Annotated in this window: 30 protein-coding genes and 2 tRNA genes; 10 read left to right on the forward strand and 22 right to left on the reverse strand. The window is 71.3% G+C overall.

The annotated features are described in order from the left end of the window. The 5 genes from Air01nite_RS41555 to Air01nite_RS11545 form a co-directional block, all read right to left on the reverse strand. Window positions 1-87 (reverse strand): biotin carboxylase N-terminal domain-containing protein (locus Air01nite_RS41555; protein WP_203702109.1); only part of this gene is annotated, 87 nt, incomplete at its 3' end. Between the two features lie 63 nt (window positions 88-150). Continuing rightward, entirely contained in the window at window positions 151-780 is a 630-nt protein-coding gene (locus Air01nite_RS11530) for a TetR/AcrR family transcriptional regulator (protein WP_203702003.1), read from the reverse strand. A 112-nt stretch (window positions 781-892) separates the two neighbouring features. After that, the gene (locus Air01nite_RS11535; protein WP_203702004.1) at window positions 893-1,801 is read right to left on the reverse strand and encodes a sulfurtransferase; all 909 of its coding nucleotides are present in this window, start codon (window positions 1,799-1,801) and stop codon (window positions 893-895) included. Between the two features lie 24 nt (window positions 1,802-1,825). Further along, window positions 1,826-3,100, reverse strand: a complete 1,275-nt coding sequence (locus Air01nite_RS11540) for an aminotransferase class V-fold PLP-dependent enzyme (protein WP_203702005.1) — start codon at window positions 3,098-3,100, stop codon at window positions 1,826-1,828. A gap of 35 nt (window positions 3,101-3,135) precedes the next feature. Further along, window positions 3,136-3,924: an SGNH/GDSL hydrolase family protein gene (locus tag Air01nite_RS11545; RefSeq protein ID WP_203702006.1), complete on the reverse strand. Its 789-nt coding sequence runs from the start codon at window positions 3,922-3,924 to the stop codon at window positions 3,136-3,138. 119 nt (window positions 3,925-4,043) lie between these two features. Here Air01nite_RS11545 and Air01nite_RS11550 point away from each other — a divergent pair, with 119 nt between their 5' ends. From Air01nite_RS11550 to Air01nite_RS11565, 4 genes are all read left to right on the forward strand, one after another. Then, window positions 4,044-5,804 (forward strand): proline--tRNA ligase, encoded by a 1,761-nt coding sequence (locus Air01nite_RS11550; protein WP_203702007.1) that lies wholly within the window; start codon window positions 4,044-4,046, stop codon window positions 5,802-5,804. A gap of 31 nt (window positions 5,805-5,835) precedes the next feature. Further along, window positions 5,836-6,240, forward strand: coding sequence for a CBS domain-containing protein (locus tag Air01nite_RS11555; RefSeq protein ID WP_203702008.1), 405 nt, complete (start codon window positions 5,836-5,838; stop codon window positions 6,238-6,240). A 10-nt stretch (window positions 6,241-6,250) separates the two neighbouring features. Then, the gene (locus Air01nite_RS11560; RefSeq protein ID WP_373310376.1) at window positions 6,251-6,670 is read left to right on the forward strand and encodes a SufE family protein; all 420 of its coding nucleotides are present in this window, start codon (window positions 6,251-6,253) and stop codon (window positions 6,668-6,670) included. A gap of 480 nt (window positions 6,671-7,150) precedes the next feature. Next, a complete protein-coding gene (locus Air01nite_RS11565; protein ID WP_203702009.1) occupies window positions 7,151-7,786 on the forward strand; it encodes a DsbA family oxidoreductase in 636 nt (211 codons plus the stop codon). A 29-nt stretch (window positions 7,787-7,815) separates the two neighbouring features. Here Air01nite_RS11565 and Air01nite_RS11570 read toward each other — a convergent pair whose 3' ends face one another. Beyond that, window positions 7,816-8,358: a YbaK/EbsC family protein gene (locus Air01nite_RS11570; protein WP_203702010.1), complete on the reverse strand. Its 543-nt coding sequence runs from the start codon at window positions 8,356-8,358 to the stop codon at window positions 7,816-7,818. Window positions 8,359-10,096: 1,738 nt separating this feature from the next. On the opposite strand from Air01nite_RS11570, the gene Air01nite_RS11575 reads away from it, so the two are divergent. Further along, the gene (locus Air01nite_RS11575) at window positions 10,097-10,543 is read left to right on the forward strand and encodes a hypothetical protein (protein WP_203702011.1); all 447 of its coding nucleotides are present in this window, start codon (window positions 10,097-10,099) and stop codon (window positions 10,541-10,543) included. On the opposite strand, the gene Air01nite_RS11580 is transcribed toward Air01nite_RS11575, so the two are convergent. After that, window positions 10,540-11,232: an ArsR/SmtB family transcription factor gene (locus tag Air01nite_RS11580; RefSeq protein WP_203702012.1), complete on the reverse strand. Its 693-nt coding sequence runs from the start codon at window positions 11,230-11,232 to the stop codon at window positions 10,540-10,542. The genes Air01nite_RS11575 and Air01nite_RS11580 overlap by 4 nt on opposite strands. Before the next feature lie 64 nt (window positions 11,233-11,296). Here Air01nite_RS11580 and Air01nite_RS11585 point away from each other — a divergent pair, with 64 nt between their 5' ends. Next, window positions 11,297-11,740, forward strand: a complete 444-nt coding sequence (locus Air01nite_RS11585) for a DinB family protein (RefSeq protein ID WP_203702013.1) — start codon at window positions 11,297-11,299, stop codon at window positions 11,738-11,740. Here Air01nite_RS11585 and Air01nite_RS11590 read toward each other — a convergent pair. From Air01nite_RS11590 to Air01nite_RS11630, 9 genes are all read right to left on the reverse strand, one after another. Continuing rightward, window positions 11,737-12,081: an Rv3103c transmembrane domain-containing protein gene (locus tag Air01nite_RS11590; protein ID WP_203702014.1), complete on the reverse strand. Its 345-nt coding sequence runs from the start codon at window positions 12,079-12,081 to the stop codon at window positions 11,737-11,739. The genes Air01nite_RS11585 and Air01nite_RS11590 overlap by 4 nt on opposite strands. Further along, window positions 12,078-12,947, reverse strand: a complete 870-nt coding sequence (locus tag Air01nite_RS11595) for a mechanosensitive ion channel family protein (RefSeq protein ID WP_203702015.1) — start codon at window positions 12,945-12,947, stop codon at window positions 12,078-12,080. The genes Air01nite_RS11590 and Air01nite_RS11595 overlap by 4 nt, the downstream gene beginning before the upstream one ends. A gap of 91 nt (window positions 12,948-13,038) precedes the next feature. Beyond that, complete coding sequence (locus tag Air01nite_RS11600) at window positions 13,039-13,722, reverse strand: hypothetical protein (RefSeq protein WP_203702016.1); 684 nt, start codon at window positions 13,720-13,722, stop codon at window positions 13,039-13,041. After that, a complete protein-coding gene (locus Air01nite_RS11605; protein WP_203702017.1) occupies window positions 13,719-14,543 on the reverse strand; it encodes an ATP-binding cassette domain-containing protein in 825 nt (274 codons plus the stop codon). The genes Air01nite_RS11600 and Air01nite_RS11605 overlap by 4 nt, the downstream gene beginning before the upstream one ends. Next, the gene (locus Air01nite_RS11610) at window positions 14,540-14,878 is read right to left on the reverse strand and encodes a PadR family transcriptional regulator (protein WP_203702018.1); all 339 of its coding nucleotides are present in this window, start codon (window positions 14,876-14,878) and stop codon (window positions 14,540-14,542) included. The genes Air01nite_RS11605 and Air01nite_RS11610 overlap by 4 nt, the downstream gene beginning before the upstream one ends. Before the next feature lie 41 nt (window positions 14,879-14,919). Beyond that, complete coding sequence (locus Air01nite_RS11615) at window positions 14,920-16,113, reverse strand: ABC transporter permease (RefSeq protein ID WP_203702019.1); 1,194 nt, start codon at window positions 16,111-16,113, stop codon at window positions 14,920-14,922. Beyond that, window positions 16,103-16,771, reverse strand: a complete 669-nt coding sequence (locus Air01nite_RS11620) for an ABC transporter ATP-binding protein (RefSeq protein WP_373310381.1) — start codon at window positions 16,769-16,771, stop codon at window positions 16,103-16,105. Before Air01nite_RS11620 ends, Air01nite_RS11615 begins: the two co-directional genes overlap by 11 nt. A gap of 2 nt (window positions 16,772-16,773) precedes the next feature. Continuing rightward, window positions 16,774-17,808 (reverse strand): peptidoglycan-binding protein, encoded by a 1,035-nt coding sequence (locus Air01nite_RS11625; protein ID WP_239090654.1) that lies wholly within the window; start codon window positions 17,806-17,808, stop codon window positions 16,774-16,776. Then, entirely contained in the window at window positions 17,805-18,320 is a 516-nt protein-coding gene (locus Air01nite_RS11630; RefSeq protein WP_203702021.1) for a hypothetical protein, read from the reverse strand. The genes Air01nite_RS11625 and Air01nite_RS11630 overlap by 4 nt, the downstream gene beginning before the upstream one ends. Window positions 18,321-18,440: 120 nt before the next feature. Between Air01nite_RS11630 and Air01nite_RS11635 the strand changes: the two genes are divergently transcribed. Beyond that, window positions 18,441-19,097 (forward strand): response regulator transcription factor, encoded by a 657-nt coding sequence (locus tag Air01nite_RS11635; RefSeq protein ID WP_203702022.1) that lies wholly within the window; start codon window positions 18,441-18,443, stop codon window positions 19,095-19,097. Continuing rightward, the gene (locus Air01nite_RS11640) at window positions 19,094-20,332 is read left to right on the forward strand and encodes a sensor histidine kinase (RefSeq protein WP_203702023.1); all 1,239 of its coding nucleotides are present in this window, start codon (window positions 19,094-19,096) and stop codon (window positions 20,330-20,332) included. Before Air01nite_RS11635 ends, Air01nite_RS11640 begins: the two co-directional genes overlap by 4 nt. Here Air01nite_RS11640 and Air01nite_RS11645 read toward each other — a convergent pair. Continuing rightward, window positions 20,301-21,125 (reverse strand): MerR family transcriptional regulator, encoded by an 825-nt coding sequence (locus Air01nite_RS11645; protein ID WP_203702024.1) that lies wholly within the window; start codon window positions 21,123-21,125, stop codon window positions 20,301-20,303. The genes Air01nite_RS11640 and Air01nite_RS11645 overlap by 32 nt on opposite strands. 48 nt (window positions 21,126-21,173) lie before the next feature. Between Air01nite_RS11645 and Air01nite_RS11650 the strand changes: the two genes are divergently transcribed. Together Air01nite_RS11650 and Air01nite_RS11655 are read left to right on the forward strand one after the other, a co-directional pair. Next, a complete protein-coding gene (locus Air01nite_RS11650; protein WP_203702025.1) occupies window positions 21,174-21,482 on the forward strand; it encodes a nuclear transport factor 2 family protein in 309 nt (102 codons plus the stop codon). After that, entirely contained in the window at window positions 21,479-22,306 is an 828-nt protein-coding gene (locus Air01nite_RS11655) for an SDR family NAD(P)-dependent oxidoreductase (RefSeq protein ID WP_203702026.1), read from the forward strand. Before Air01nite_RS11650 ends, Air01nite_RS11655 begins: the two co-directional genes overlap by 4 nt. Window positions 22,307-22,506: 200 nt before the next feature. Here the strand turns inward: Air01nite_RS11655 and Air01nite_RS11660 are convergent. The 5 genes from Air01nite_RS11660 to gyrA form a co-directional block, all read right to left on the reverse strand. Next, window positions 22,507-22,579: transfer RNA gene (locus tag Air01nite_RS11660), tRNA-Ala, on the reverse strand. A gap of 34 nt (window positions 22,580-22,613) precedes the next feature. Next, the gene (locus Air01nite_RS41080) at window positions 22,614-22,742 is read right to left on the reverse strand and encodes a DLW-39 family protein (RefSeq protein WP_211333954.1); all 129 of its coding nucleotides are present in this window, start codon (window positions 22,740-22,742) and stop codon (window positions 22,614-22,616) included. A 36-nt stretch (window positions 22,743-22,778) separates the two neighbouring features. Continuing rightward, a tRNA-Ile gene (locus tag Air01nite_RS11665) sits at window positions 22,779-22,852 on the reverse strand. A gap of 94 nt (window positions 22,853-22,946) precedes the next feature. Further along, a complete protein-coding gene (locus tag Air01nite_RS11670; RefSeq protein ID WP_203702027.1) occupies window positions 22,947-23,837 on the reverse strand; it encodes a DUF3566 domain-containing protein in 891 nt (296 codons plus the stop codon). A 3-nt stretch (window positions 23,838-23,840) separates the two neighbouring features. Beyond that, window positions 23,841-26,372 (reverse strand): DNA gyrase subunit A, encoded by a 2,532-nt coding sequence (gene gyrA, locus Air01nite_RS11675; protein ID WP_203702028.1) that lies wholly within the window; start codon window positions 26,370-26,372, stop codon window positions 23,841-23,843. Window positions 26,373-26,463: the final 91 nt, after the last annotated feature.

Genomic DNA, 26,463 nt, shown 5'->3' on the forward strand with positions numbered 1-26,463 from the left:
GATCGTGCGAACGCCGAGCCGGCGCGCGGTGCGGATCACCCGGCGGGCGATCTCACCGCGGTTGGCGACCAGCAGAGACTCGATCATCAGGACTCCCCTTTCGGCGGGCGACACTGCCCGGCTGGAGAATATGCGTCCTGGGGTGCTCGTTCAGGCGTTGGGGCTGGCCGGCGTGGGCCGGAGCGCGGCCATCGTGGCGGCGCGGAGGAGCTCCGCGAGCCGGTCCCGGTGGACCTCCTCGCCCAGGAACGGGGTGGAGTTCATCAGGCCGAACGCCGCGTGGGCGAGGGCGCGGGCCTCGGGCGCGGTCAGCTCGGGGCGGATGGAGAGCAGCACCTTCACCCACTCTTCCACGTAGAGCCGCTGCAGCCGCCGGATCTGCCGCCGGGGCTCCTCCGGCAGCCGGTCGAGCTCGTGCAGGTGCAGCGCGATCACGGCGGGGTTGGCCAGGGCGAAGTCGACGTGGAACTCGACCAGTGACGGCAGGGCGGTCTCGCCCGGGTGCCGCGCGACCCGCTCGCGGCCGCCGGCGAGCAGGCCCTCGCTGACCGGGATCAGGGCGGCCACCAGCATCGCCTCTTTGCCCGCGAAGTGGTGGTAGAGCGCCGGGCCGGTGACCCCGGCCGCCGACCCGATGTCGTCCATCGACACGCCGTGGTAGCCGCGGGCGGCGAAGAGGCCGACCGCGATCTCGAGGATCTCGTCGCGCCGGGACCGGCGCTTGGGCGGTGTGGACGCGGCGCTCGGGGTGGCGGGGTCCGCTTGTTGTTCCAGCGTCACGTCGCCAGCCTAGCCACCTGTCAAGACCAACAAGGTGTCGTGATCTTGAATTTGTCCTGGTGTTTTGGGGGTTTTGGTGGTGATATGTCCCGGCACTGCGGCGTGCTGGACGTCACTTTCCGCGCTTCGCGCCACCGGGCTCGGTGCCCTTGGCGATCGGTGACCGCACGAGGTTGCCCCACTCGGTCCACGACCCGTCGTAGTTGCGGACGTGGGTGAAGCCGAGCAGGTGCTGGAGCACGAACCACGTGTGGCTGGACCGCTCCCCGATCCGGCAGTACGCGATGACGTCGTCCCCTTCGGACAGACCGAGCTGGTCCTCGTAGATGGTGCGCAGCTCGTCGGCCGACTTGAAGGTGCCGTCGTCGTTGGCCGCCGACTTCCACGGCTTGCTCACCGCGCCCGGGATGTGCCCACCGCGCAGCGCGCCCTCCTGCGGGTAGTCGGGCATGGCCAGCAGCTTGCCCGTGTATTCGTCCGGCGAACGCACGTCGACCAGCGGCCGGTCGGCCTGCACGTGCGCCAGGACCTGCTCGCGGAACGCGCGGATCCGGGCGTCGTCACGGCGCGGCACCGGGTACGGCGTCGGCGGGCGCTGGGTCTTGTCGCGCGTGAGGTCGCGCCCCTCGGCCACCCACTTCTGCCGGCCGCCGTCGAGCAGCCGCACGTCCGGATGACCGAACAACGAGAACACCCAGAGGGCGTACGCCGCCCACCAGTTGAAGTTGTCGCCGTAGAACACGACGGTGTCGTCCCGGCTGATGCCCTTGGCCGCGCACAGCGCCGCGAAGCTCTCCGGGTCGACGTAGTCGCGGGTCACCTCGTCGTTGAGCTCGGTGTGCCAGTCGACCTTGACGGCGCCCGGGATGTGGCCGGACTCGTAGAGGAGCACGTCCTCGTCGGACTCGACGATCACGAGGCCGTCGCGGCCCAGGTTTTCCGCCAGCCACTCCGTCGTGACCAGCGACTGCGGGTGCGCGTACGCCTGCAGCGTCGGGTCCGGGTCGTTCGAAACGGGCATAAGCGCAACGCTACCCCGCAAGTGTCAAACAAGGCCGTGAACGGCACGGACCGCCGCGTCCACGTGCTCCTCGCTGTTGGCGATGCTCGGACCGAATCGCAGGTACGTGGTGCGGTAGGGCGTCGCGGTGGCCACCACCTTGGCGGCGGCGAGCCGGCCGACGGCCTCGTCGACCTGCAGGTTGGCGACCGCGCAGCAGACCAGGCCCGCCGACAGCTCGGGGTCGCGCGGCGTGACCAGCGTGACCCCGCCGATCCCGGCCAGGCCGTCCTTGAGCCGGGTGGCCAGGTCGCGGATCCGGCCGGCGACGCGGTCGCGGCCGATGCTGTCGTGGAGCTGGAACGCCTCCGCGAGGGCCCAGCGGTGCTCGAAGCTGTGGTAGCCGCCCGGCGTGGCGGCCGGGCCCGGCGGGACGGGCACCCGGCCGGCGGTGATCCAGCCGGTGAGGGCGCGCGGGTCGAACGACGGGATGCTCGGCGTGTAGCGGGCCCAGCCGCGGGTCGAACCCCAGATCAGGCCCGTGCCGCGCGGGCCGTGCAGCCACTTGTGCGTGCCCGAGACGAGGAAGTCGCAGCCCAGGCTCGCGGGTGTGGCGTCAACCGCGCCGAAGCCGTGCACGCCGTCGACGCAGAGAAGGACGTCGCGACCGGCGAGCGCGTCGGCGATCGCGCGGATCGGCATCCTCGCGCCCGTGCTGGAGTGCACCCAGGTCAGGGCGACGACCCTGGTCCGGGGGTTGACTGCGGCGATCAGCTTCCCGACGATCTCGTCTGCCGTGGCGGCGGCCGCGTCGGCGTACAACTCGACCTGGCGCACCGTGACACCGTCCCGCTCGGCGCGCAGTCGCAACGCCTCGTGTGTCGCGTAGAAGTCGTGGGTCGTGGTGAGGACCTCGTCGCCTTTCGCCAGGCGCAGCCCGCCGTAGAGCAGGCCGAGGCCGAGGGTGGTCGAGTCGGTGAACGCCATCCGGTCGGCGCCCTCGCCGAGGTAACGCATCGCCGCGCCGGACACGCGGCCTTCGGCCGTGGCCTCGTTGGCGTGCAGGTAGCCGATCGGGTCACGGTCGAAACCGGCCCGGTGCAATTCGATCGCCGCGCGTACGGGTGCGGGGTGCGGTGCGAAGACGAACGTGGACAGGTGCGCGACGGCGGGGTCGAGGTCGAACTGGGCCCGGACGCTCGCCCAGTCGCGCGGGTCGAAGGGCGGTGCGCCGGCGTCGCCACCTTCACAGGCCGCGACGCCCAGCAGACCGACCGCGGCGGTGGCACCCAGCAGACCTCGGCGGCTCAGCTGTGCCATGCGACACAGTGAACACCGTCGAGGTCACACGCGGGTCACTCGGCCTGCGTCTGTGCCTGGCCTTGCGTGTACGGGGTCAGGTCCGGGCGCTTCGCGGTGACCAGGTCGCCGGACGAGCGGCCGGTCAGCCGGCGCCTGATCCACGGCGCCAGGTGCCGCCCGGCCCAGCGGGCGTCGGCCGCACGGGCGGCCAGCCATCGCCCGGCCGGCAGCCACTCCGGCGGGACCATCCACAGCGGATCCGACTGCACACCGAGGGCGTTGAGCACGTGCCCGGCGACCCGGCGGTGCCCGGCGGCGGAGAGGTGCAGGCGGTCGGGGCCCCACATCAGTGGGTTGCGGAACTCGTCGTCGGCGAAGAGGTCGATGAGGTGGGCACCGTGCCGCTCCGCGGTCTCGCCGACGGCGCGGTTGAGCACCGCCGCGCGCGGGCCGATGATCCGCTGGCCGGGCAGCCGGGCGGTGACGTCGGCGAACCGGAACACCACGACGTCGGCGCCGGTCGCCCGCAGCGCACCGATCACGTCGTCGAAGCGGGCCATCAGCGCGACCGGGTCGAACGAGCGGCGCAGCACGTCGTTGCCGCCGGCGGCGAAGCTGACCAGGTCGGGCCGCATCGCCAGCGCGGTCGGCACCTGCTCGTCGACGACGTTCGGGAACAGCCGGCCGCGGATGGCGAGGTTGGCGTAGCGGAAGTCGGGCCGGTCTGCGGCCAGGCGGGCCGCGACCAGATCGGCCCAGCCGCGGTACGTGCCGTCCGGGTACGGATCGTCCATTCCCTCGGTGAAGCTGTCACCGACCGCTACATAACTGCCCCAACGCACGTGCCGCATTGTGACATTGGGGACGGTGACCGACACCCGTCCGTGTCAGGAATATCACTGCATCATGCAGGTAACAAACCCGTTCGACGGTGTCGCGGTGACCGGCCTACGCTTCCCGGATGTTGCTCCGGATGAGCACGCTGTTCCTCCGCACCTTGCGCGAGGATCCCGCGGATGCCGAGGTCGCGAGCCATCGCCTGCTGTTGCGGGCCGGATACGTCCGGCGGGCCGCGCCGGGCGGGTTCACCTGGCTGCCGCTCGGCAAGCTGCTGGTCGACCGGGTCACCGATCTGGTCCGCGCCGAGCTGGCGGCGGTCGGCGCGCAGGAGGTGCAGTTCCCGGCGCTGCTGCCGCGGGAGCCCTACGAGAAGAGCGGACGTTGGACCGAGTACGGCGACGGGATCTTCCGGCTGACCGACCGGCGCGGCGCGGAGTTCCTGCTGGCGCCGACGCACGAGGAGATGTTCGCGCTGCTGGTGCGGGACCTGTTCAGCTCCTACCGGGACTATCCGGTGCTGCTCTACCAGGTGCAGACGAAGTTCCGTGACGAGGCGCGGCCGCGGGGCGGGTTGCTGCGCGGGCGCGAGTTCCTGATGAAGGACGCCTACTCGTTCGATCTCGACGATGCCGGGTTGTCCGCGTCTTATGCGACCATGCGGGCCGCGTACCAGCGGATCTTCGATGGTCTTGGTCTTCGCTATGCGGTCGTGAAGGCGTCGTCGGGGTTGATGGGTGGGTCCGCGTCCGAGGAGTTCCTGGCCACGACTTCCGTCGGGGAGGACACCTTTGTGGCGTGCGCGGCGTGCGGGTACGCGGCCAACACCGAGGCTGTGGTGACGCCGCCCGGTGCCGTGAGCGATCCGGGTCAGCGGCCCGCGGCGTCGACACACGACACGCCTGACACGCCGACGATCGAGTCGCTGGTGGCGCTGGCCAACGCGCGCCGGCTGGGTGGGCGCTCCGACTGGACTGCGCGCGACACCCTGAAGAACGTCGTCGTCACCGTCACGCCGCCCGGTGGCAAGGGTGCGCCGCTGGTGATCGGTGTGCCCGGTGATCGGGAGGTCGACCTCAAGCGGCTGGCGGCGGCGGTCGAGCCGGCGACGGTGGAGCTGTTCGACGACTGGGCCGCGTACCCGTCCCTGGTCCGGGGTTATATCGGTCCGCAGGTGCTGGCCGGGTTGGGCATCCGGTATCTCGTCGACCCGCGGGTCGCGGTCGGGACGGCTTGGCTGACCGGTGCCAACTCGCCTGGTCAGCACGCGGTCGACGTGACGCACGGGCGGGACTTCGTCGCCGACGGCACGATCGAGGCGGCTTCGGTGCACGTGGGCGACCCTTGCCCGGTCTGCTCGTCGGGCTCGCTGTCCATGCGGCGAGGCATCGAGATCGGGCATATCTTCCAACTCGGTCGGCGGTTCACGGACGCGTTCGGGGTCGACGCCCTTGGGCCCTCGGGCAAGCCGGTGCGGCCCGTCATGGGTTGCTACGGGATCGGGATCTCGCGGGCGGTCGCCGCCATCGCCGAGCAGCACCACGACGAGCGCGGCCTGGTTTGGCCGGCGTCGGTGGCGCCGGTCGACGTGCACGTGGTCGCCGCGGGGAAGGCCTTGGCCTCGGGTGCGTTGGCCCTCGGCGCGTCGCTGGAGGCCCGCGGGCTGCGGGTGCTGGTCGACGACCGGCCGGTGTCGCCCGGGGTCAAGTTCACCGACGCCGAACTGATCGGGATCCCGGCTGTGGTGGTGGTCGGGCGCCGTTTCGGTGAGGGCGTGGTCGAACTGCGTGACCGGGCGGCGGGTTCGCGGGTCGAGATGTCCGTCTCGGAGGTTGCTGACGCGATTGCGACGCGCGCCGCCGTTTCCGGCGTACCGTCGGCTTAGCTGGGCGGGAGCTGGGAGCGGGGGAGGCGTCGTGGCCACTGTGCGAGTCGCGGACGTGATGACCAAGAGGATCGTGTACTTGCCGGCGGAGACGGCGCTCGACGAGGCCGCCCGGGCGATGGCCGAAGCCGACATCGGGGACGTGGTGGTGACCGAGGGCGCCAACCTGGCGGGGATGGTCACCGACCGCGACATCGTCACCCGGTCGGTGGCAACGAACCGCAAGCCGTCGAGCGTGACGCTGGGCGAGGTCGCGGTGCGGGAGATCGTGATCATCGAGCAGTCGTCGACGCTCAAGGAAGCGGCCGACCTGATGCGGGCGCGCTCGGTGCGCCGGGTCCTGGTCGCCGACGCCGAGCGCCAGCTGGTCGGGATCATCGCGCTCGGCGACCTGGCCCTGGTCCACGAGACGGCAGTGACGGCGCAGCGGAACTAACCTGGGAGTCATGCCACCCAAGTTGGCCGAGATCGTCGAAGACTTCCGCTCCGCACCGCGCGACGTGGTGCTGGAGATGCTGCTCGAGTACTCGGACGCCGTGCCGCCGCTGCCGCCGTCGATGGCCGGGCATGCCGGCATGGAGCCGGTGCCCGAGTGCCAGACGCCGTTCTTCCTCAAGGCCGAGGTGGCCGCGGACAAGATCGTGACGGCGTGGTTCGACTGCCCGCCTGAGGCGCCGACCACGCGGGCGTTCGCGGGGATCTTGGCTTCCGGGTTGTCGGGGGCGACTGCTGACGAGGTGCTGTCGGTGCCGGACGATCTCTACCAGCAGATGGGGCTGGCGCAGGCGATCAGCCCGCTGCGGGTCCGCGGCGGCGGCGCGATCCTGGCGCGCCTGAAGCGACAGGTCCGGGAACAGATTTCTTGAACCGCTGCTGCTGACCCCAAGATCCTTGGCCATTCGGCCGGTCGGCGACGACCTGCTGCCGACCGTGACGCTCGGAGCCCACTGCGCACGATCCCCCTGCGGGCACGAGGCGGGCCGCGCGATCTCGGCACGGCTCAAGCGGCAAGTGCGGGAAGAGCCTTTCTTCGAACCGTGGGGTTGTCGTCGGCCCATCGGATTCGGCAATTCGGCCTTGGGGCCGACGTGTGACGACGTGCTGTCCGTCGCTGTGCTTCAGCGTAAGGCCAGGCGCCGACGATCAGCCCACACGAATGGGAGGCCAGCGGCGCGACCGTCCCGCGGCGCAAGTGTTGCCGTTGGCTAGAAATCGGCGGCATCCGGGACTTGGCTCGGTCCACGACCCTCGCGGGTGGTCAGCGCCCGCTCTGAATGAGGCATGCGGCGCGGTCTTCGCGGGGAGCGTCCGGGAACAGACTTCTTGAATCGGGGGTTGCCGTTGGCGTGGAAATCGAAATCTACGCCGATGTCGTGTGCCCCTGGTGCTACATCGGCAAGCACCGGTTCGAGAAGGCGCTCGCGTCTTATGGCGGTGACGTGACCGTTCGGTACCGGCCGTTCCAGCTCGACCCCTCCCCCGTACCCCATCCGGAGCCGACCATCGAGGCGCTGGCGCGCAAGTTCGGGGGTCCGGCCCGGGCCCGGCAGATCACGGAGCAGACGGCCGCGACCGCCGCCCGTGATGGCCTGGAGATCAACTTCGCCAAGTCGCTGACGGCGAACACGTTCGACGCGCACCGCGTGGTTCGGCTCGCCGACCAGGTCGGCAAGTCGGGTGAGATGGTCGAGGCGCTCTATCAGGCGCACTTCACCGACGGTGTGGACGTGGGCTCGCACGCGGAGCTGGCGCGGTTGGCCGGCACGATCGGCCTTTCGCCGACCGAGACGGCCTCGTATCTGGCGTCGGACTCGGGCGCCGACGAGGTACGCGCGGGGTTGGCCGAGGCGCGCGACCTCGGCATCACCGCGGTGCCGATGTTCGTGTTCGCCGGGAAATACGGGGTGAGCGGCGCCCAGGAACCATCGACGCTGCTCCAGGTCCTGAACGAGGTGTCGCAGCGCGAGGCGGAGGCTAGTTGATCTTCATGTTCCACGTGGAACATGAGCGATCACCGCGCGAGGTCCTCCACGACCTGAGCATTGGGTAGCAACCCCAAAGCGGCCCCCGGCAGCTCGATCTTGCTGTGCCGCACCCCCGACCCGATGATCACCCGCGCCGTGCCGGCGACGCGGGAGTCAACCAAGATCGGCCAGTCGGCCGGCAACCCGATCGGCGTGATCCCGCCGTACTCCATCCCCGTCAAGGCGACGGCCTCATCCATCGGCGCGAAGCTGGCCTTCCGGACGTCGAGCATCTTCCGCACGACCCCATTGACGTCGGCTCGAGTGGTCGCCAACACCATGCAAGCGGCGTAGCGAACCTCGCCGCCCCGCTTCCCGGCCACGATGACGCAGTTGGCGGAGACGTTGAGCCCAACGTCATAGGCCTCGCAAAAAGCTGCGGTATCCGCGAGTTCCGCATCGATCGGCGCGACCAGGACCTCGTCAACAGGCACGGCGGCGTCGCTGGGCCACTGCTCCAGCGCCTCGACAACCGGCTTCGCCAACAGGTCGGCCCGGCCAACAGCCGGCTCAGTCTTCAGCGTTCCCATCACAAACGCGATCCTGCCACGCTGCCGCGCTCTTGCCGTCCCCATCCTTCCGGGGGCGACCGCCGTGGGCGCTCTATTGAGCGAAACCGTCCGCTTTCAGGCAGCTGCCCTGCGCATCTCTACCCACTCGGCTGCAAGACGTGCCGTTGCCGCAACCCGGCCTGGTGCCGTCGCCGCAACCCGGCCTGGTGCCGTCGCCGCAACCCGACCTGGTGCCGTCGCCGCAACCCGGCCCGGCGCCGTCGCCGCAACCCGGCCCGGCGCCGCCGCAACCCGGCCCGCCGCCGTCGCCGCAACGCGGCCTACTGCCGTTGCCGCAACCCGGCCCGCCGCCGTTGCCGCAACCCGGCCCGCCGCCGTTGCCGCAACCCAGCCCGCCGTTGCCGCAACCCGGCCCGAGGTGCGCATGCGGATGCTGCGCAAGCGCCAACTCGACCGCCGTGCGACGTGTTGCTTTGTAGTTGGCGCCGACCTTTGCCGCCCGTTTCCGCGTTGGCCCGCGGTGGTGAGCGCGTTGCCGCAACGGGTTCCCGCCGCGCAGTTGCCGCAGACGGTCCTGGGCTGCAGGCACTAGCCGCGGCGCGGCGAATCCGCAGTTGCGGCAACGCACGGCAGGTGCCAGTTTCACAGCCTGTTGGTCATCGCCAGGTGCGGTTGCCGCAATGCCCCGCGGCGTTCCGATTGCCGCAACATGGTCCGGGCCGGGGCGCCGCGCGGCGAGTCCGCACTCCCGGCAATGCACCGCAGCCACAAGGCCGCACACATGGCTGGGCGGTAGCCGACGGTGCGGTTGCCGCAACGCCGCTCGGCCGAGTCCGCAGTTGCGGCAACACGACAGGTGCGGGGATCACAACCAGCGGGTCGCAGGGAGTGCGGTTGCCGCAAAACGGTCCGGGCTTGGGGCGCCAGCCGCGACGCGGCGAGTCCCTTGTCGCGGCAACGAGCGGCAGGTGAGGCATGCCGCGACGCCCCATACTCGGTGCGTCGCCGCCGGAGTCCGGTTGCCGCAACAACGTTTGTGGGCTGGGGCGCTAGCCGCAACGCGGCGAGTCCCTTGTTGCCGCAACACGCGGCAGATGCGGGATACAACAACAGCGCACACCCGGCCCCGCGCAAGCCGCAACGCGGCGAGTCCCTCGTTGCCGCAACACGCGGCAGGTGCGGGCTACAACAACGGCGCACACCCGGCCCCGCGCAAACCGCAACGCGGCGAGTCCCTCGTTGCCGCAACGCGCGGCAGGTGTGGGCTGCAACAAGGGCGCACACCCGGCGGTCTTCGGCGGAGTTCGGTTGCGGCAACGACGTTCTGGGCTGGGCACTAGCCGCAGCGCGGCCAGTCTGCGGTTGCGGCAACGCGCGGCAGGTTGGCGCAACGCGGTCGGGGCCGGTGGGGCCGATGACCTGGCTGATCGAGAGGAACGACGGGCAGACGAGCCGCGGGCGGGCGTTGGCACCCCGATCGGATCGTCCTCGACGTGCGCCTGTGGCCAGGCACAAACCACACCGAGCTCCGGCGGCGGCGCGGTCTTCACCAAGAGCCTGCTTTGTCGGTTGCAGGGCGACCAACTTTCTCCTGGGCTGGAGCCCGGCCCCTCACTTCGTCGGCCGAAACGGGGGTGCATGGACCGCGTGGCTGAGTGTGGGTCGGTCTAAAGGGCGGCGGGTCGGGCCGCACGGTAGCTATCCCCGGCTCTTCACGCTCATCCATGTCCATGTGCTGCGCCGGTACGCTGCGCGCGTGAGCTATGACCTTATGTTCATGCGGCGGCAGCCTGGGCAGAGTTGGGGCGAGGCGCTCGAGGCCGCCGAGGACTACCAGGACTTCGGGGCCGGGCCCGACGAGCAGGTCTGGCAGCGGGTCGTGGCGCGGGCGAAACTGCTGCTCGGCGACGCTTTTACCCGGCTCACCGACGACGGTGGCGAGGTCAGCCACGAGCGCACCGGCATTCAACTCTTCCTCTACGCCGACTCCGCCGAGATGAACGTGCCATACGGCGCCACCGGTGAGGGTGCGACCGCCGTACTCCGGACGATGTTTCTGCTTGGGCAGGTTGTCGAGGAGGAGACCGGTCTCGAGGGCTACGACCCGCAGCTTGGCCAACCCCTCCGCGAGGCGGCCGCCGATCTCGATCTCGGTGCGGCCTCCTTCGAGACCGTCGCCCGCCTGCTGAGCAAGCCCAGCTAAGGCGCCTCGATCCGCCAGCGTTTGGCCAGTTGGCGTCGGCCCTCGTCGGTGATTCGGAGCGCGCGGTGGCCCGGCGCCCGCCGCACGAACCAGCCCTCCGCCAGCGCGTGCGCGCACACCGCCGCACCCAGCGCCCCGGCCAGGTGTGGTCGACGTTCCGTGAAGTCCAGGCACGACCGGGCGAAGGCCCGGCGGCTCGACCGCGCGCCCGCCACGTCAACCCCCGCATCCGCCAGGGCCTCGGCTCCCGACGGGGTCAGCACGAAGCCGTCGCCGCCCGCGGTCAGCACCGAGTCGGACACGAACGCGTCGACCAGGGCAACCGCCACCACGCCGGCCAGGTGGTCGTAGCACGTGCGGGCATACGTCATGGCCTCGTCCGTGCGGGACTGGCGCAGCGAGCGGACCGGGCGCGGCGGGCTGATCGCACCCAACGCTTCCAGCGCATGCGCGACGTCCGGCGACGCCAGCCGGAAATACCGGTGGCGGCCGCTGTCCGCGACCTCGACCAAACCACCATCGACGAGCTGAGCCAGGTGCCCGCTCGCCGTCGAGGGCCGGACCCGCGCGGAACGCGCCAACTCGCCCGCCGCCAAGGCCGTACCCGAGAGGAGCGCGTCGAGCATCGCCGCCCGGGCCGGCTCCGCGATCAGCCGGGCGACCGCCGCCAGGTCTACGTCGGTGGTCATCCGACAACCGTAGGCCCGCGACAGTTCGGGCCGCACCGAAGCGTCCCGCGCCTACGGTCGCGAGATGATCACTGAGCTGATTCCAAGAGCGGTCGACGACGTGTTGAACCGGGCCGCCGCCGACTGGCTCGGGTGGGACGGCGCTCCAGTCAACCGGGATGGCAACGTCTGGACCCCGCACAAGGCCATCCGCCGCGTCGCCGATCACCTGCTCGACCATCTCGCCGAGATCGACTGCCGGCTGGCCGGCCTGCCGACCATCCCGGACGAGTGGCACGGGCGCACGGTCACCACCCACGCCGACTTCGCCCGGTTCACCGAGATCGACCTCGACGAGGCGCGCAGCCGGCTCACCCGGCTGGCGGCCTGCTATCGGGCCCGGCTCCAGCACATCGACGAGCAGGCCCTCGACGACAAGCCGGCCGACGGCGCCTGGTCGCTCCGCGAGGTGGTCGAGCACGTCGCGAACGTCACTTACTACGCCCGCATGCTCGAGAAAGCCGGCTAGCCGCCAGGTGTCTCCGAAACGCTCGGCGACGGGGACGGCGGAGCGGACGACGACGACGGCGGCGGCGTGGTCTCGACCGCCGGCGGCGTGGTCGTCACCTGCGGCGTCGGCGACGGCGGCCTGGTCACAGTCGGCGTCGGGCGCGCCGGCGAGGTGTGCGATGTCCGAGGCGAGGTCGTCGGAGACGAGGTCGGAGAGTCGACCTGCTCAGCAGCCGGCGGCCGCTCCGTCGACTCCGCCGGGCCAGGTCGCACGAGCAGGTAGCTGACGAAAGCGACCAGAAACACCACCACGAGCACGAGAGTCGACAGCCGGACCTTGCCCAGCCGGAGCCGGCTCACGACGCCGCCATGGGTTCGGCCGTGTCCACCGCGGCGGCGACCCGGATGCCCTCGTGCTGGAACGCGATCGCCACCCGCGACCGCAGCTCACGCCCCACGTCGAACTGCTTGCCCGGCAGCGTCCGGGCCACGATCCGCAGGTGCACCGAGTCGACCTCGAGGCTCTGCACCCCGAGCACCGTCGGCGCGTCCAGCAGCATTTGCCCCAGACCCGGGTCTTCGACGGCGGCCGCGGTGACCTCCTGCAGGATCTCGCGCGCCCGGGTCAGGTCCACCGTCGCCGGCACCGGCACGTCGATCACGGCCCGGGCCCAGTCCCGCGACATGTTGATGACCTGGACGATCTGGCCGTTGGGGATCATCACGACCTCGCCCTGCAGCGTACGCAGGCGCGTGATCCGCAGAGTGACCTCCTCGACCGTCCCCGTCACGCCGGCCTCCGAGCCCAGCGTGCCGATCCGGATCACGTCGCCGAACCCGTACTGCCGCTCGAAGATGATGAACGTCCCGGCCAGGATGTCCTGCACGATCCGCTGCGCGCCGAAGCCGAGCGCGACACCGACCACCGCGGCCGGGGCGACCAGGCCGGTGATCGGCACACCGAGGCGGGCGATCACCAGCACCGCGGCGATCGAGTAGATCACCACGATGACGACCCAGGTCAGGCCCTGCGTAACCACGTGGCGGTGCTTGGCCGCCTCGTCGGCTATCTGCTCGTTGCCGACCGGGCGCGCGTCGATGCGCTGGTAGATGCGGCCGCTGACCCAGCGCGCCAACCGGGACAGCAGGATCGCGCCGGTGACGAAGAGGACGATCTCCAACCCGCTGCTGCGCAGCCAATCGGTCACGTCGTTGAGAGGAGCCATCGCCACCACCATGGCAACCCATCCTGACACGGCCTCCCGGCCGTCGCACCAGCCGAGCGGACCGGTCAGCGAGATCCCGACGCGGGAAGAATCACACCATTCGTACGTGTGGACGCCGGCGCAACCGGATGCCGAACGCGACCGCGACCACGATGAGCAGCAGCACTGCGGTCACCGCACCGTGCAGCAGACCGCGGTCGAGATAGCCGACCGACGTGTGGTCTATCGCATAGGTGCCGATCTCCCGGCTGTACCAGAACGGCAGCACCCGGGCCGCGTTGCCCGCCGGGTCCAGGATCATCTGCAGCCCGACGACCGTGAGCAGCACCAGCATGCCTTCCAGGTCGCGGGGCAGCAGCGCACTGACGGCGAGCCCGAACAGCGGCGCCACCAGCACACCGAGCAGCATGATCACCGCGATCGCGCCGTACCGGACGTCGTGCTGGTCGAATCTGATCAACACGAAGTACGGCGCCGACAGCGCGACACCGAGCCCCCACAGCGCGACCAGCCGGCCGAGGAACAACTGGTGCGTCCGATAGCCCGACAGCCGCAGCCGGGGTTCGAGCGACCGCGCCGCCGAGCCCACGAACAGCGCCGCCGTGCTCAGCGCCCAGCTCAAACCCAGGCAGACGAACCGGATCGACTGGCCCAGGTGGTCGCCGCGCCGGGCGAGATAGAAGGCCAGCGGCAGCACGAGAAGCATCACGAGTACGCCGCGCCGCCGCGCCGTCTCGCGCAACGTCATCTCCGCGACGGTCAGGGTGCGCGTCACGCCGCCACCCCCGCGCCGCCGGCCGACAGATCGAGCACGACGTCGACCCGGTCGAGCTGGTTGAGCAGGTGGGTGACCACCACGACCGCCCGGCCACGATCGCGCCACTGCCACACCTCGTGCCAGAAGTCGAGGTACGTGCCCCGGTCGAAGCCCTGGTAGGGCTCGTCGAGCAGCAGGATGTCGGGGTCGCCGAGCCCGGCGAGCACCAGGTTGAGCTTCTGCCGTGTGCCGCCGGACAACTGCCGGGCCTGCTCGCCGCCCGGCGTCCAGTCGAGCGCGGACGCCTGCCGCCCGCCGGCCCGGACGGCCGCTCCGCGCGGCATGCCCCGCCCGGCGCCCACGAGCGCGAAGTGCTCGTCGGCCCGCAGGAAGTCGGCGGTGCCGCCGGCCTGCGGGCAGTAGCCGACCGTGCCGTGCAGCTCGACCTGCCCGCCGTCGGCACCGGTCAGCCCGGCGCAGATCCGCAGGAAGGTCGACTTGCCGGAGCCGTTGGCGCCCACGATCGCCGCGACCTGGCCCGCGTGCACGGTCAGCGAGACGCCGGAGAGCACCGTGCGCCGCCCGTACCCCTTGGTGATGTCGACCGCCCGCAACCGCACCGGGCCGACGACGCCGCGCGCCCGTTGGGCCGGGCCGCCGATGCTGTCGGCCACCGCGGCGGCATACGCCGACGGCGGACCGAACGCCCGCAGCGGCGGCTCGCCGCTGTCCCGCAGGTGCGCGGCCGCCTCGGCGACCACGTGCCCCGCCAGGTCGGGCCCGACACCGTGCCGCCGGAGCTCGTCGGTGAGTGCGGCCAGCCAGATCTCGTATCTCACGGCGCCGTCCTTTCCTGGAGTATCGCGCCGACCCCGCCGGCGAACGCCGACCACTGCCCGGACGCCTCGGCCAGCACGGTCCGGCCAGCGGGGCTGACCTGGTAGTACTTGCGGGCCGGACCGCCGCCGCCCTCGCGCCAGTAGACGGTCACCAGGCCGGAGCGCTGCAGCCGCAACAGCACCGGATAGAGCGTGCCGCCCTGGATCACGCCGAGCCCGGCGGACTGCAATGACTGGGCCAGCTCATAGCCGTAGGAATCGCCGCGGGCGAGCAGCCCGAGCACGCACAGGTCGAGCACGCCGCGTAGCCACTGCGCCCGGCGATCCTGATCCACGGTTGAGGACGCTAGCACGGCTATCTAGATAGCGGAACCATCTAGTTGGCGGCGAGCGCTTCGGTCGGTGCGAGCCGCGCCGCCCGGACGGCCGGATAGAGCCCGGCGACGGCGCCGATCAGCAGTGTTGCCGCGACCGCACCGAGCGAGGCCCACGCCGGCACCACCGCGGGCCAACCCTGTGTCATCGCGTACGCGGTGGTCACGCCGATGCCGAGCAGCACACCGCCGAGCCCGCCGAGCGCGCAGAGCAGCAACGACTCGGCGAGGAACTGGACCCTGACCTGCCCGCGGGTGGCGCCGAGCGACCGCCGCAGCCCGATCTCGCCCCGCCGCTCGAGCACCGAGATGACCATCGTGTTGGCCACCCCGACGCCGCCGACGAGCAGTGCCACGGCGCCGAGGCCGAGCAGCAGCCCGGTGAAGGCGTCGTCGGCCGCGCGCCCGGCGGCCAGCGCGTCGGACGGCCGCGACACCTCCACCTCGGCCGGCGACTCCGGGTTGGCCGTGTTCGCCAGCACGCCGGCCACCGCCTCGACCGACGCCTCCTCGGCCCGGGTGTAGATGGTCGTCGGGTGACCGTCGAACCCGAGGTACGACACCGCGGCCGCCCAGCCGACGAGCGCCGACGTGTCCAACTCGGGCGCGAGCGGCACCGGGGCGAGCACGCCGACCACGGTGAACCAGGCGCCGCCCAGCCACACCGGCTGCCCGGTCGACGCACCCAGCCGGTCCGCCGCCACCCCGCCCAACACGACCGCCGGATACGTCGCGGTCGCCGCGTTGAGCCAGACGCCGCGCGAGATCGTGGCACCCACCGTCCCCGGCAGGTCGAGATGGCTGGCGACCACCGAGATGCTCCCGCTCTCCGCGGCGGGGATCCGGTCGGTGCGGTACACCTTCGCGTCGACCCGGCCGGTCGCGCTGACCGAGGTCACCGGTCCGATCCGGCTGACCATCGAGACCGCCTCGTCCGGCAACGTCGCGGGCTCGGCCGCGAACAGCTTGCTGCCGGGGCCGACGGTGAGCAGGTTGGTGCCGAGCCGGTCGAGAGTGCGCTGGAACTCGGCCTGCGACGAGGCCGAGACGCCGACGACCGCGGTCATGGCCGCGATCCCGATCGCGATGCCCAGCGCGGCGAGCACCGCCCGCGACGGTCGCGAGCGCAGCCCGGCGGCGCCGAGCCGGGCCAGGTCACCGAGGCGCAGCCGGGCGCTGGTCAGTTCAGGCCGCATGAGCAGCCTCCGCGATCCGGCCGTCGCGGATCTCCACCCGCCGCGGCAGCCGAGCGGCGATCTCCCGGTCGTGGGTGATCACGATGATCGTGGTGCCGGCCGCGTTCAGCCCGCGCAACAAGTCGAGCACCGCCGCCCCCGACGCCGAGTCGAGGTTGCCGGTCGGCTCGTCGGCCAGCAACAACGCCGGCTCACCGACCACGGCCCGCGCGATCGCGACCCGCTGCCGCTCGCCACCGGACAGCTCGTGGGGCCGGTGCCGGAGCCGGTGCGCGAGCCCGACCGTGGTCAGCGCCTCCTCGGCCCGTTCGAGCCGCGCCGACCGGCGTACGCCCGCATAGAGCAGCCCGTCCGCGACCGCGTCCAGCGCGGGCACGCCCGCAGCGAGATGGAACTGCTGGAAGACGAACCCGATCCGGCTCGCCCGCAGCGCGCTGAGCCGGCGGTCCGTCAGCCGGGCCACGTCGTGGCCGGCGATCTCGACGGTCCCGGACGTCGGCCGGTCGAGCGTGCCGACCAGGTGCAGCACGGTCGACTTGCCGGACCCGGACGGTCCGACGACAGCGACCAGCTCACCCTCGTCGACGGAGAGCGAGATGCCGTCGACCGCGACGACCCCGCCCGCGTACTCCTTGCGCACGTCGCGCAGCGAAACCAGCGTCATGACGGCATCCCCACCGTCATCCCCTCGGCCACGCCGGCGCCGCTGACCTCGACCCGGCCGTCGGCGAACAACCCGGTCTCGACCGCGACGAAGTGGCTGCTCGCACCGTCGATCACCTGCAGGCCGTAGCCGCCCTCGGCCAGCGCCACCAGCGCGGCGACCGGAACGGTCAACACCCCTTCCCGGCTCTCCGCGGTCAGAGAGACGTCGACCGGCGCCTCCCGCAGGTCGCCGAGCGCCTTCACGTCGGCGACCGTGACGGTCACCTCGACGGTGGGCTCGGCGTCGGGTTGAGCGGCGGTCGCGACCGCACCGACGGTGGCCACCTTGCCCTGCGCCGTGTTCCCGTCGGGCAGTTCGATCGTGGCCGCCGCACCGACCACGGCCAGGTCGCGGTCCGGCACGGGCAGGTCGATCGTGACCAACCGCCGGGTGCCCGTGTAGTCGAGCACCGGGCCGCCGGCCGGCGCGCCGACCACCGCGCTGTGCCCGGCGATCCGGATCGGGCCGGGCGCGTAGGCGACGAGGGCCGCGGTGACCGTGCCGGTCGCGGCGACGCCGAGATCGTCCTGCCAGTGCCGTACCGCCGCTGCCGTCGCGTCCGTGTAGTCGTCGTCCACGGTGAAGCCGTCGTACCCGAGCGCCGCCAGGTTCTGCTCGAACTGCCGCACGTCGGCGCCGCCGACACCCGGTGCGAGCGGCCGGTAGACCGGCAGCGGACCGTAGAGCAGCACCACCGGATCGCCGTCTGCCCGATAGACCGGCTTGCCGCGGGTCACCGTGGCGCCCTCGGCGGCCAGCCAGGTGACCATCCCGCCGGCGCCGCGCAACGCGACCGGTGCGCCGTAGCCCAATCGCCCGTCGACCGTGTCGGTGGCGACCAGGGTCTGCCGGGTCACCGGCGTGCTCTTGGGCGGCAGGTCGCCGGCGTGCGCCGTACCCCCGTCGCCGCCGCCGAAACCGACCGCGGCGGTGGCCGCGGCACCGGCCGCGACCACCGCGATGCCGGCCGCGAGGACGACCCGCCTCACTTGCCCACCCCCGGCCGGCTGCTCGGCGTGGGCACGATGTCGCGGCACTTGTCCAGCGCGGCGAGCACGTCGTCGTCGTGCTTGTCGAGGATGTACTCGCGGACGGCTCCGCCACCGTCCGGATCCGGGTCCGGGAAGTCCGGCACCCCGTTGGCCCGCATGCACTCCGCCAGCGCCCGCTGCCGTTCGAGCTGGTCAGGGTTGAGCTTCACGTCCTTGCCGCCGCCCGGCATCACGTCCCGGCAGGCGTCGACCGCGTCTAGCACCTTGGTCTTGTCGAGCTTGTCCAGCTCGACGCCGAGGCCGCCGCCGGGCTGCGGGTCGGGCATATCGACGCCGTGCTCGCGCATGCAGGCCGCGAACTCCCGGCCGTCGTCTTCGTCGGCGGCGCTCGCGCTGGCAGCCGGGGTGCCGCCGCCGGCGGTGGCCACGCCGGGTGTCGCGCCGGCGCTGTCACAAGCGGCCAGGCCAAGACCCAGCACCAGCAGGGGTACGACCAATGACCGTCGCATCGGTTTCTCCTCCCTAAGTCGGACTCGTCCGAGGAGTCCAGCGCGCGGCGGATAAGGCCGGCATCAAGCGGCGCGGATCGCTTATGGCGGCCTTATTCCCTGTTCGGCGACCATGGCGGGGTGCGCGTGCTGGTGGTGGAGGACGAACGGTTGCTGGCCGACGCGGTCGGCGAGGGGCTGCGCCGCGAGGCGCTGGCGGTCGACGTCGTGTACGACGGTGACGCGGCGCTGGAACGGCTCGGCGTCAACGACTACGACGTGCTGGTCCTCGACCGCGACCTGCCGATCGTGCACGGCGACGACGTGTGCCGGGCGGTGGTGGCCTCAGGCGCGGACACCCGGGTGCTGATGCTGACCGCGGCGGTCGACGTCGCCGACCGGGTCGCCGGCCTCGGGTTGGGTGCCGACGACTACCTGCCGAAGCCGTTCGCGTTCGCCGAGCTGGTGGCCCGGGTGCGCGCGCTGGGCCGGCGGGCGCGTCCGGCCGCGCCGCCGCTGCTGGCCCGGGCCGGGCTGGTGCTCGACCCCGGCCGCCGGTCGGTGACCCGGGACGGCCGCGCGCTGGGTCTGTCCCGCAAGGAGTTCGCGGTGCTGGAGGAGTTGCTGCGCGCCGACGGTGCCGTGGTCAGCGCCGAGCAGTTGCTCGAGCGAGCCTGGGACGAGCACATCGACCCGTTCACCAACGTGCTGCGGGTGACCGTCATGACGCTGCGGCGGAAGCTGGGCGAGCCGCAGGTGGTGCTGACCGTGCCGGGAGTGGGGTACCAGATCCGATGAGCCGGTTGACCGTACGCGCGAAGCTGACCATGACGTACGGGCTGGTCTTCCTGGTCGCGGGTGTCGCGCTGCTCGCGGTGACCTACGTGCTGATGGACGCGACGCTGGACCGCCAGAAGATCAGCGCTTCGGTGGTCTTCGACGGCAAGACCGGAGCCCAGTTGCCGGCGGCGGCCAAGGAGGTCCTGTCGGGCCTCGCGATCGACAAGGACGTGATCAACAGGGCGGTCAACGCCCGGCCGTTGACCTCTGAGCAGCGCGACCAGATCAGGCGCAGCCTGGAGCTGGCCGAGCGTCTGCAGGACGATCTCAACCAGCGCACGCTCAACTCGCTGCTGACCCGCGGCGGCATCGCGGTCGGGATCGTCACGGTCGTCGGGCTGTGGCTGGGCTGGTTGATGGCCGGCCGCACGCTGCGCCCGCTCACCCAGATCACCGCGACCGCCCGCCGCGTCGCCGACCGCAACCTGCACGAGCGGATCGGCCTGTCGGGGCCGCGCGACGAGCTGCGCGAACTGGCCGACACGTTCGACGACATGCTGGCCCGGCTGGACGCGTCGTTCGACGGCCAGCGTCGGTTCGTGGCCAATGCCTCGCACGAGCTGCGTACGCCGCTGGCCGTGAACCGCACGGTGTTGGAGGTGGCGATGGGCCGCCCGGGCGCGCCGCCGGAGCTGGTGCGGCTCGGCGAGACGCTGCTGGAGGTCAACGCCCGGCACGAGCGGCTGATCGACGGGCTGCTGACGCTGGCGCGTTCGGAGCAGGCGGTGTCGGACCCGGTGCCGGTCGACCTGGCCGCGGTGGCGGAGCGGGTGCACGAACAGTTCGCCGGCGAGGCCCGCGGCGTGGGGTTGTCCTTCGACCGCGCCGGCGCTCCGGCACCCACGGCCGGCGACCCGGTGCTGCTCGAACGGCTCGCGCAGAACCTCGTGGAGAACGCGATCCGGCACAACGTCGCGTCCGGTGGAGAGGTGACCGTGACCACCGCGGCGTCGGCCGACCAGGCGGTGCTGACGGTGGCCAACACCGGACCTGTCATTCCGGCGTACGAGGTGCCCGGGCTGTTCGAACCCTTCCGCCGCCTGACGGATCGCGTGGGCTCGGCGCGCGGCACCGGCCTCGGGCTGTCGATCGTCCGCTCGGTCGCCCGCGCACACGGCGGCGAGGTGACCGCCCACCCCCGGCACGGCGGCGGGCTGGTCGTCAGCGTCGCCCTGCCGCTTCGTCCGGGGTGAGGCGGAAGACCGGCCAGCCGATCTCGGTGCGCCAACGGTTCGAGTCGGCGGTGTCGCGCGGGCCGACCAGGTACGTCTCGTAGATCGGGCCGTCGACGGCCAGGGCGTGGTCGACCACCCACGCGCCCAGGCGGCCGTAGGTGACGTCGATGTCGTCGTGCGGTCCCCGGTGGACGGTGACGGCCAGGTCTCGCGGAGGCAGTTCGAGTGCCTCGATCCGGCCTCGCGCCTGGGGGTCGTCGACCTGGTGCCACACCGAGACGACGCCGGCGCCGTCGGTGAACAGCTCGTTGGCGTAGCGGCCGCCCGGCGGTCCCGTGCGGTCCGGGTAGGCGGCGTCGAGGTCGGCCATCGCGTCCGCGTACCAGGTGATGACGTCCGGGAGGGTGACCCGGTCGGTGATGGCGGCGACCGTCCGGGCCGGAGCCGAGCGGAGCTCCACATCGAGGTCGGCCGGGTCGGGCCGGAGCAGTTGGCGCAGCGAGACGACCGCGGCCCGGGTGCGGTCCAGCTCCTTCTCCAGGCGCTGGAGGTGCCCGGCGATCAGCTCGGTGCGCCGCTGGGTGTCGTCGGTGGCGAGGATCGCCTTGACCTCGGCGAGGGGTACGTCCAGCTCGCGGAGGCGGTGGATGACCTGCGCGGGCGGGATCTGCTCGGCCGTGTAGTAGCGGTAGCCGGTGAACTGGTCGACGCGGGCCGGCTCGAGCAGGCCCGCCTCGTGGTAGCGGCGCAGGGTCCGCACGCTGAGGTGGGTGAGCGCGGCGAACTCCCCGATGGTCAATCCCGGGTGCATCGGCCCAGTCTGGACCCTCTCCCGGGGGGAGACGCCACGGTTGGACACATGAACACGCTGCCGCCCGCGATCGCGGGCTATCTCTCAGGGGCCGACGCCAGATTCTTCACCGCCGACGCCGTCGTGCGTGACGACGGGCACACCTATCGGGGTACGGAGGAGATCCGGGACTGGCTGGGCCGGGTGTCCGGCGAGTACACGTGGACGGCCACGCCGACCGGTTCGATCAAGCTAGATGATTTGCGGTACGAGGTGCGGCAACACCTCGAAGGCGACTTCCCCGGTGGGGTCGTGGATCTCCGCTACCGGTTCACTCTCCGTGGTGACCTGGTGAGCGAGTTGGTGATCGAGCCATGAGGACGTGGTTCATCACGGGTGGTGGCACGGGCGGGTTCGGCATGGCGTACGCCTCGGCGGCGCTGGAGGCTGGTGACCAGGTCGTGCTGACCGCGCGCCGGGTCGCGCCGCTGCGGGAGTGGGAACGGGCGCAGGCGGGCCGGGCGCTGGTCGTGCCACTGGACGTCACCGACCCAGCGCAGGTGGCGGCGGCGGTGCGAGCAGCGCAGGAGCGCTTCGGCGGGATCGACGTGCTGGTCAACAACGCCGGGCGCGGTTGGTACGGCTCGGTGGAAGGCTCCTCCGACGACGCGGTCCGGCGGCAGTTGGAGCTGAACTTCTTCTCGGTGCTCACGGTGCTGCGGGAGGTACTGCCCGGCATGCGGGCCCGGCGCCGCGGCTGGATCGTCAACATGTCGTCGGTGGCCGGGCTGCGCGGTGTGACGGGGTTCGGCTACTACTCGGCGGCGAAGCACGCCCTGGAGGCGGTCACCGAGGTGCTCCGCGCCGAGGTGGCACCGTTCGGGATCAAGGTGCTGGCGGTGGAGCCGGGAGCGTTCCGCACGCGGGCCTATGCCGGCTTCGCCGAGGAGCCGGTGGACGAGCCCGAGGACTACCGGCCACTCCTGGACGGGATCCGGACGTCGATGGTCGCCCAGAACGGCAACCAACCCGGCGACCCGGCGCGGGGTGCCCGCGCGGTCCTGGCCGCGCTGGCCCAGGACCCACCACCCCACCGCCTGGTCCTGGGCAGCGCAGCCTTCGACACGGTGACCAGGACCTTCGAGGACGCGCTGGCCGACATCGCCGGATCAGAACCCTTGAGCCGCAGCGCCGACTTCTAGCCGCAGGCCGGCTGAGCCGGCGCAGGAGGGCGAGACCTGGTTATGGGGTCGGGGCGCAGACTAACCGGTCGACCGATCCGGTTCGAGCCAGCGACGTGCGCCTGTCGACTCGGCCGCCACGGCGCGGCAAGTGGCCGCAGCGCGGCCATGGGGGGTGCGGGGTGGGAACCCCCCGCCGCGCCGAAGGCGCAGAGGCTCGGTGGAGCCGAGGGGACTTGAACCCCTAACCCCTGCCTTGCAAAGGCAGTGCTCTGCCAGTTGAGCTACGGCCCCGACGGCGGGTGGAGCCGCCGGTGTCGGAAGTAAGTTATCGGAGGTCGGGCGCGGTGGTCGCCTCGTGCCACAGGGCCCGCTCGTCGCTGGACTCCTTGACCTTTTTGACCACCAGGGCTGCGACGCCCACGACTCCGACGATGATCAGGAGCTTCTTCAACATTGGGGTAGACCCCTCACGCTCTTCGACCGTCTGAAGTGGGGCTAGCTGGAATCGAACCAGCGACCTCAGAGTTATCAGCTCTGCGCTCTAACCGACTGAGCTATAGCCCCGTGCGACCGGGCAAGGTTACCGTACCCGCTCCCCTTCCCCCAACTTGGATACCGGCACGGCGCAGGGCGCCGCACCGGTATCACCACGAAGGGGTCAGTCGCGCTCGGCCAGGGTGAGTTCGACGCCGCCGACCAGGTCGGCGCAGACGTTGTAGATGAATGCGCCGAGGGTGGCCAGCGCCGTAAACAGGACGACGTTGACCACGCCGATCAGGGCCGACGTGCCGATCACGCCCTTGGCCGTGATCTTGAACGTGCTGCCCTCGCTGCCGCCGCTGGCGCTGATCAGGTCGCCCAGGCTGGTGTTGACCTTCTCGAACACGCCCATCGCGTCGAGGGCGAGGTAGAGCACCGCCGTCGCCACGATGACCACGATGAAGAGGACCAGCGACACGGCGAACGAGAACTTGAAGACCGACCACGGGTCGATCCGCTTGACGTTGAGCCGGGCCCGCCGCGGGCCGCGGGCACCGCCCGAGACCGCCGTGCGGGCCGTGCGTACCGCCTCGGTGACCCGGGCCGCACCCACCGCGGACGCGGAGCCTGCCGCGCCGCTGACGGGAGCCGCGGCCACCGGGCCGGTGGCGGCCGGACGGGGGCCCGCGTCCGGACGCGCCGCGCCCGGACGCGTGATCGTCGGCGGCGCGCCGGACGGGCCGTTGGGAGAGGAGGAGGACAGGCCGCCACCCAGCGATGCCCCCACCGAGACCGACGGCTTGCCGGAGGGCGCCGCGCCGGCGGAGCTAGCGCCGGCGCTCGGCGAGTCGGAGCGATCCTCGGACGAGTTGCCACTCTCGCCGGGCTTGTCCGGCGGCGGTGGCATGCCCGGTGCCCGGGTGAACTTTGGCGACGGTGCGTCGGCGGGGACTACCGCCCGGCCTACCGCCGCGCGGCCGGCCGCGGAGGCGCCACCAGCAGCGGCGTCGTTCGCGTCCGGGGTGGTCGAGGCCCCCGCAGCCCCCGACTTCGCCTGTGTCTCCGTCATCAACTAGTCCTGTTCGTCGGGCTCGTCGGCATTGCGAGCGATGGCCACGATGGTTACGCCGTCCGGAAGGTCCATGAGCTTGACCCCCATTGTGTTCCGATCGCGCGTTCGGCGTACAGGCTTCACCGGAGTCCGGATAACACCACCATTGCTCGTTATAGCAAACAGCTCATCGTCGGGACTGATCACCACCGCCCCTACGAGCCCGCCCCGACGCTCGGTGAGCTTAGCTGTGAGCACACCCTTGCCGCCGCGCCCCTGGACGGGGTACTCGCCGATCGGCGTGCGCTTCGCGTAGCCGCCGTTCGTGGCCACGAGCACGTCCAGTTCGTCCATTCCCTCCCGGACGACCTCCATGGACAGCAGCTCGTCGGCGCCGGTGAAGCGCATGCCGATCACGCCGGACGTGGCCCGGCCCATCGGCCGCAGCGCCTCGTCGGTGGCGTTGAACCGGATCGCCTGCGCCATCCGCGAGACCAGCAGCAGGTCGTCGTCGGGGCCGGCGAGCGCCGCACCGACCAGCTCGTCCTCGTCGCGCAGGTTGACCGCGATGATGCCGCCCGACCGGTTGGAGTCGAACTCCTCCAGCTTGGTCTTCTTGACCAGGCCGTTGCGGGTGGCCAGCACGAGGTAGGGAGCCACACCGTAGTTGGCGATCTCGATCACCTGTGCGATGTGCTCGTCGGGCTGGAACGCCAGCAGGTTGGCCACGTGCTGGCCGCGGGCGGTGCGGCTGGCCTCCGGCAGCTCGTACGCCTTGGCGCGGTAGACCCGGCCCTTGTTCGTGAAGAACAGGATCCAGTCGTGTGTGGAGCACACGAAGAAGTGGCTGACGATGTCGTCCTGCCGCAGGCCGGCGCCACTGACGCCCTTGCCGCCCCGCCGCTGCGAGCGGTAGAGGTCGACCTTGGTGCGCTTCGCGTACCCGGTGCGGGTGATCGTGACCACCACGTCCTCGCGCGCGATGAGGTCCTCCATGGAGACCTCGCCGTCGAACGGGATGATCTTGGTGCGACGGTCGTCGCCCCACTTCTCCACGATCGTGCTGAGCTCGTCGGAGACGATCTTCCGCTGCCGCTCGGGCTTGGCGAGGATGTCCTTGAGGTCGGCGATGTCGATCTCGATCTTCGCCAACTCGTCGATGATCTTCTGCCGCTCCAAGGCCGCCAGGCGGCGGAGCTGCATGTCCAGGATCGCGGTCGCCTGGATGTCGTCGATGTCCAGCAGGTCCCGCAGGCCCGCGCGGGCGTCCTCGACGGTCGGCGAGCGCCGGATCAGGGCGATCACCTCGTCGAGCGCGTCCAGCGCCTTGACCAGACCGCGCAGGATGTGCGCGCGCTCCTCGGCCTTGCGCAACCGGTACGCGGTGCGGCGCTGGATGACGTCGATCTGGTGTTCGACGTAGTAGCGGATGAACTGCGCCAGGTTGAGCGTGCGCGGCACGCCGTCGACCAGCGCCAGCATGTTGGCGCCGAAGGTCTCCTGGAGCTGGGTGTGCTTGTAGAGGTTGTTCAGCACGACCTTGGCGACCGCGTCGCGGCGGAGCACGATCACGATCCGCATGCCCGTGCGCCCGGACGACTCGTCCCGGATGTCGGCGATGCCGGCGATCTTGCCCTCGCGGATCAGCTCGGCGATGCGCTCGGCCAGGTTGTCGGGGTTGACCTGGTAGGGCAGCTCGCTGACGACGAGGCAGGCGCGGCCCTTCTTGTCCTCCTCGACCTCCACGACGGCGCGCATGCGGATGGAGCCACGGCCGGTGCGGTACGCGTCCTGGATCGCCTGGGTGCCGACGATCAGGCCGTACGTCGGGAAGTCGGGGCCCTTGACGATGCCGAGCAGCGCCTCGAGCGTGGTGGGCTCGTCGGCGTCGGGGTTGTCCAGGCACCACTTGACCGCGTCGGCGATCTCGCGCAGGTTGTGCGGCGGGATCTTGGTGGCCATGCCGACCGCGATGCCCTCGGCGCCGTTGACCAGCAGGTTGGGGATCCGCGACGGCAGGATCACCGGCTCCTTGGCCCGGCCGTCGTAGTTGTCCTGGAAGTCGACGGTGTCCTCGTCGATGTCCCGGAGCATCTCCATGGCCAGCGGGTCGAGCTTGCACTCGGTGTATCGCATGGCCGCCGCGGGGTCGTTGCCCGGCGAACCGAAGTTGCCGTTGCCGTCGACCAGCGGGTAGCGCAGCGACCAGGTCTGCGCCATCCGGACGAGCGCGTCGTAGATCGCGGAGTCGCCGTGCGGGTGGAACTGACCCATCACGTCGCCGACGACCCGGGAGCACTTCACGTAGCCACGGTCGGGCCGGTAGCCCGAGTCGTACATCGCGTAAAGGATCTTGCGGTGAACCGGCTTGAGACCGTCGCGGACGTCCGGCAGCGCACGCCCGACGATGACGCTCATCGCGTAGTCGAGGTAGGAGCGCTGCATCTCGACCTCGAGCCCGACCGGTTCGATCCGGTCGCGATGGCCGACCGCGGCCGCCGCGGCCTCCAGATCCGGCTCGCCGCCCTCGTAGGCCTCGGGGTTATCCGTCACAATTAATCCTTTTTCGCCCTAAATGCCGTTTTCGTCCTGTGGATAACGGCTGTGGAAACCGACCTGTCTGTGGATAACTTCAGCGCTCGCT

This window comes from Asanoa iriomotensis (assembly GCF_016862515.1).
Taxonomy (GTDB): domain Bacteria; phylum Actinomycetota; class Actinomycetes; order Mycobacteriales; family Micromonosporaceae; genus Asanoa; species Asanoa iriomotensis.

Coding starts and splice junctions, on each gene's coding strand:
- Air01nite_RS11535 (WP_203702004.1), bottom strand. CDS start 1,801: ATGCCCGTTTCGAACGACCCGGACCCGACGCTGCAGGCGTACGCGCAC.
- Air01nite_RS11540 (WP_203702005.1), bottom strand. CDS start 3,100: ATGGCACAGCTGAGCCGCCGAGGTCTGCTGGGTGCCACCGCCGCGGTC.
- Air01nite_RS11550 (WP_203702007.1), top strand. CDS start 4,044: ATGTTGCTCCGGATGAGCACGCTGTTCCTCCGCACCTTGCGCGAGGAT.
- Air01nite_RS11560 (WP_373310376.1), top strand. CDS start 6,251: ATGCCACCCAAGTTGGCCGAGATCGTCGAAGACTTCCGCTCCGCACCG.
- Air01nite_RS11570 (WP_203702010.1), bottom strand. CDS start 8,358: ATGGGAACGCTGAAGACTGAGCCGGCTGTTGGCCGGGCCGACCTGTTG.
- Air01nite_RS11580 (WP_203702012.1), bottom strand. CDS start 11,232: ATGACCACCGACGTAGACCTGGCGGCGGTCGCCCGGCTGATCGCGGAG.
- Air01nite_RS11585 (WP_203702013.1), top strand. CDS start 11,297: ATGATCACTGAGCTGATTCCAAGAGCGGTCGACGACGTGTTGAACCGG.
- Air01nite_RS11595 (WP_203702015.1), bottom strand. CDS start 12,947: ATGGCTCCTCTCAACGACGTGACCGATTGGCTGCGCAGCAGCGGGTTG.
- Air01nite_RS11615 (WP_203702019.1), bottom strand. CDS start 16,113: ATGCGGCCTGAACTGACCAGCGCCCGGCTGCGCCTCGGTGACCTGGCC.
- Air01nite_RS11630 (WP_203702021.1), bottom strand. CDS start 18,320: ATGCGACGGTCATTGGTCGTACCCCTGCTGGTGCTGGGTCTTGGCCTG.
- Air01nite_RS11640 (WP_203702023.1), top strand. CDS start 19,094: ATGAGCCGGTTGACCGTACGCGCGAAGCTGACCATGACGTACGGGCTG.
- Air01nite_RS11645 (WP_203702024.1), bottom strand. CDS start 21,125: ATGCACCCGGGATTGACCATCGGGGAGTTCGCCGCGCTCACCCACCTC.
- Air01nite_RS11650 (WP_203702025.1), top strand. CDS start 21,174: ATGAACACGCTGCCGCCCGCGATCGCGGGCTATCTCTCAGGGGCCGAC.
- Air01nite_RS11655 (WP_203702026.1), top strand. CDS start 21,479: ATGAGGACGTGGTTCATCACGGGTGGTGGCACGGGCGGGTTCGGCATG.
- Air01nite_RS41080 (WP_211333954.1), bottom strand. CDS start 22,742: ATGTTGAAGAAGCTCCTGATCATCGTCGGAGTCGTGGGCGTCGCAGCC.
- Air01nite_RS11670 (WP_203702027.1), bottom strand. CDS start 23,837: ATGACGGAGACACAGGCGAAGTCGGGGGCTGCGGGGGCCTCGACCACC.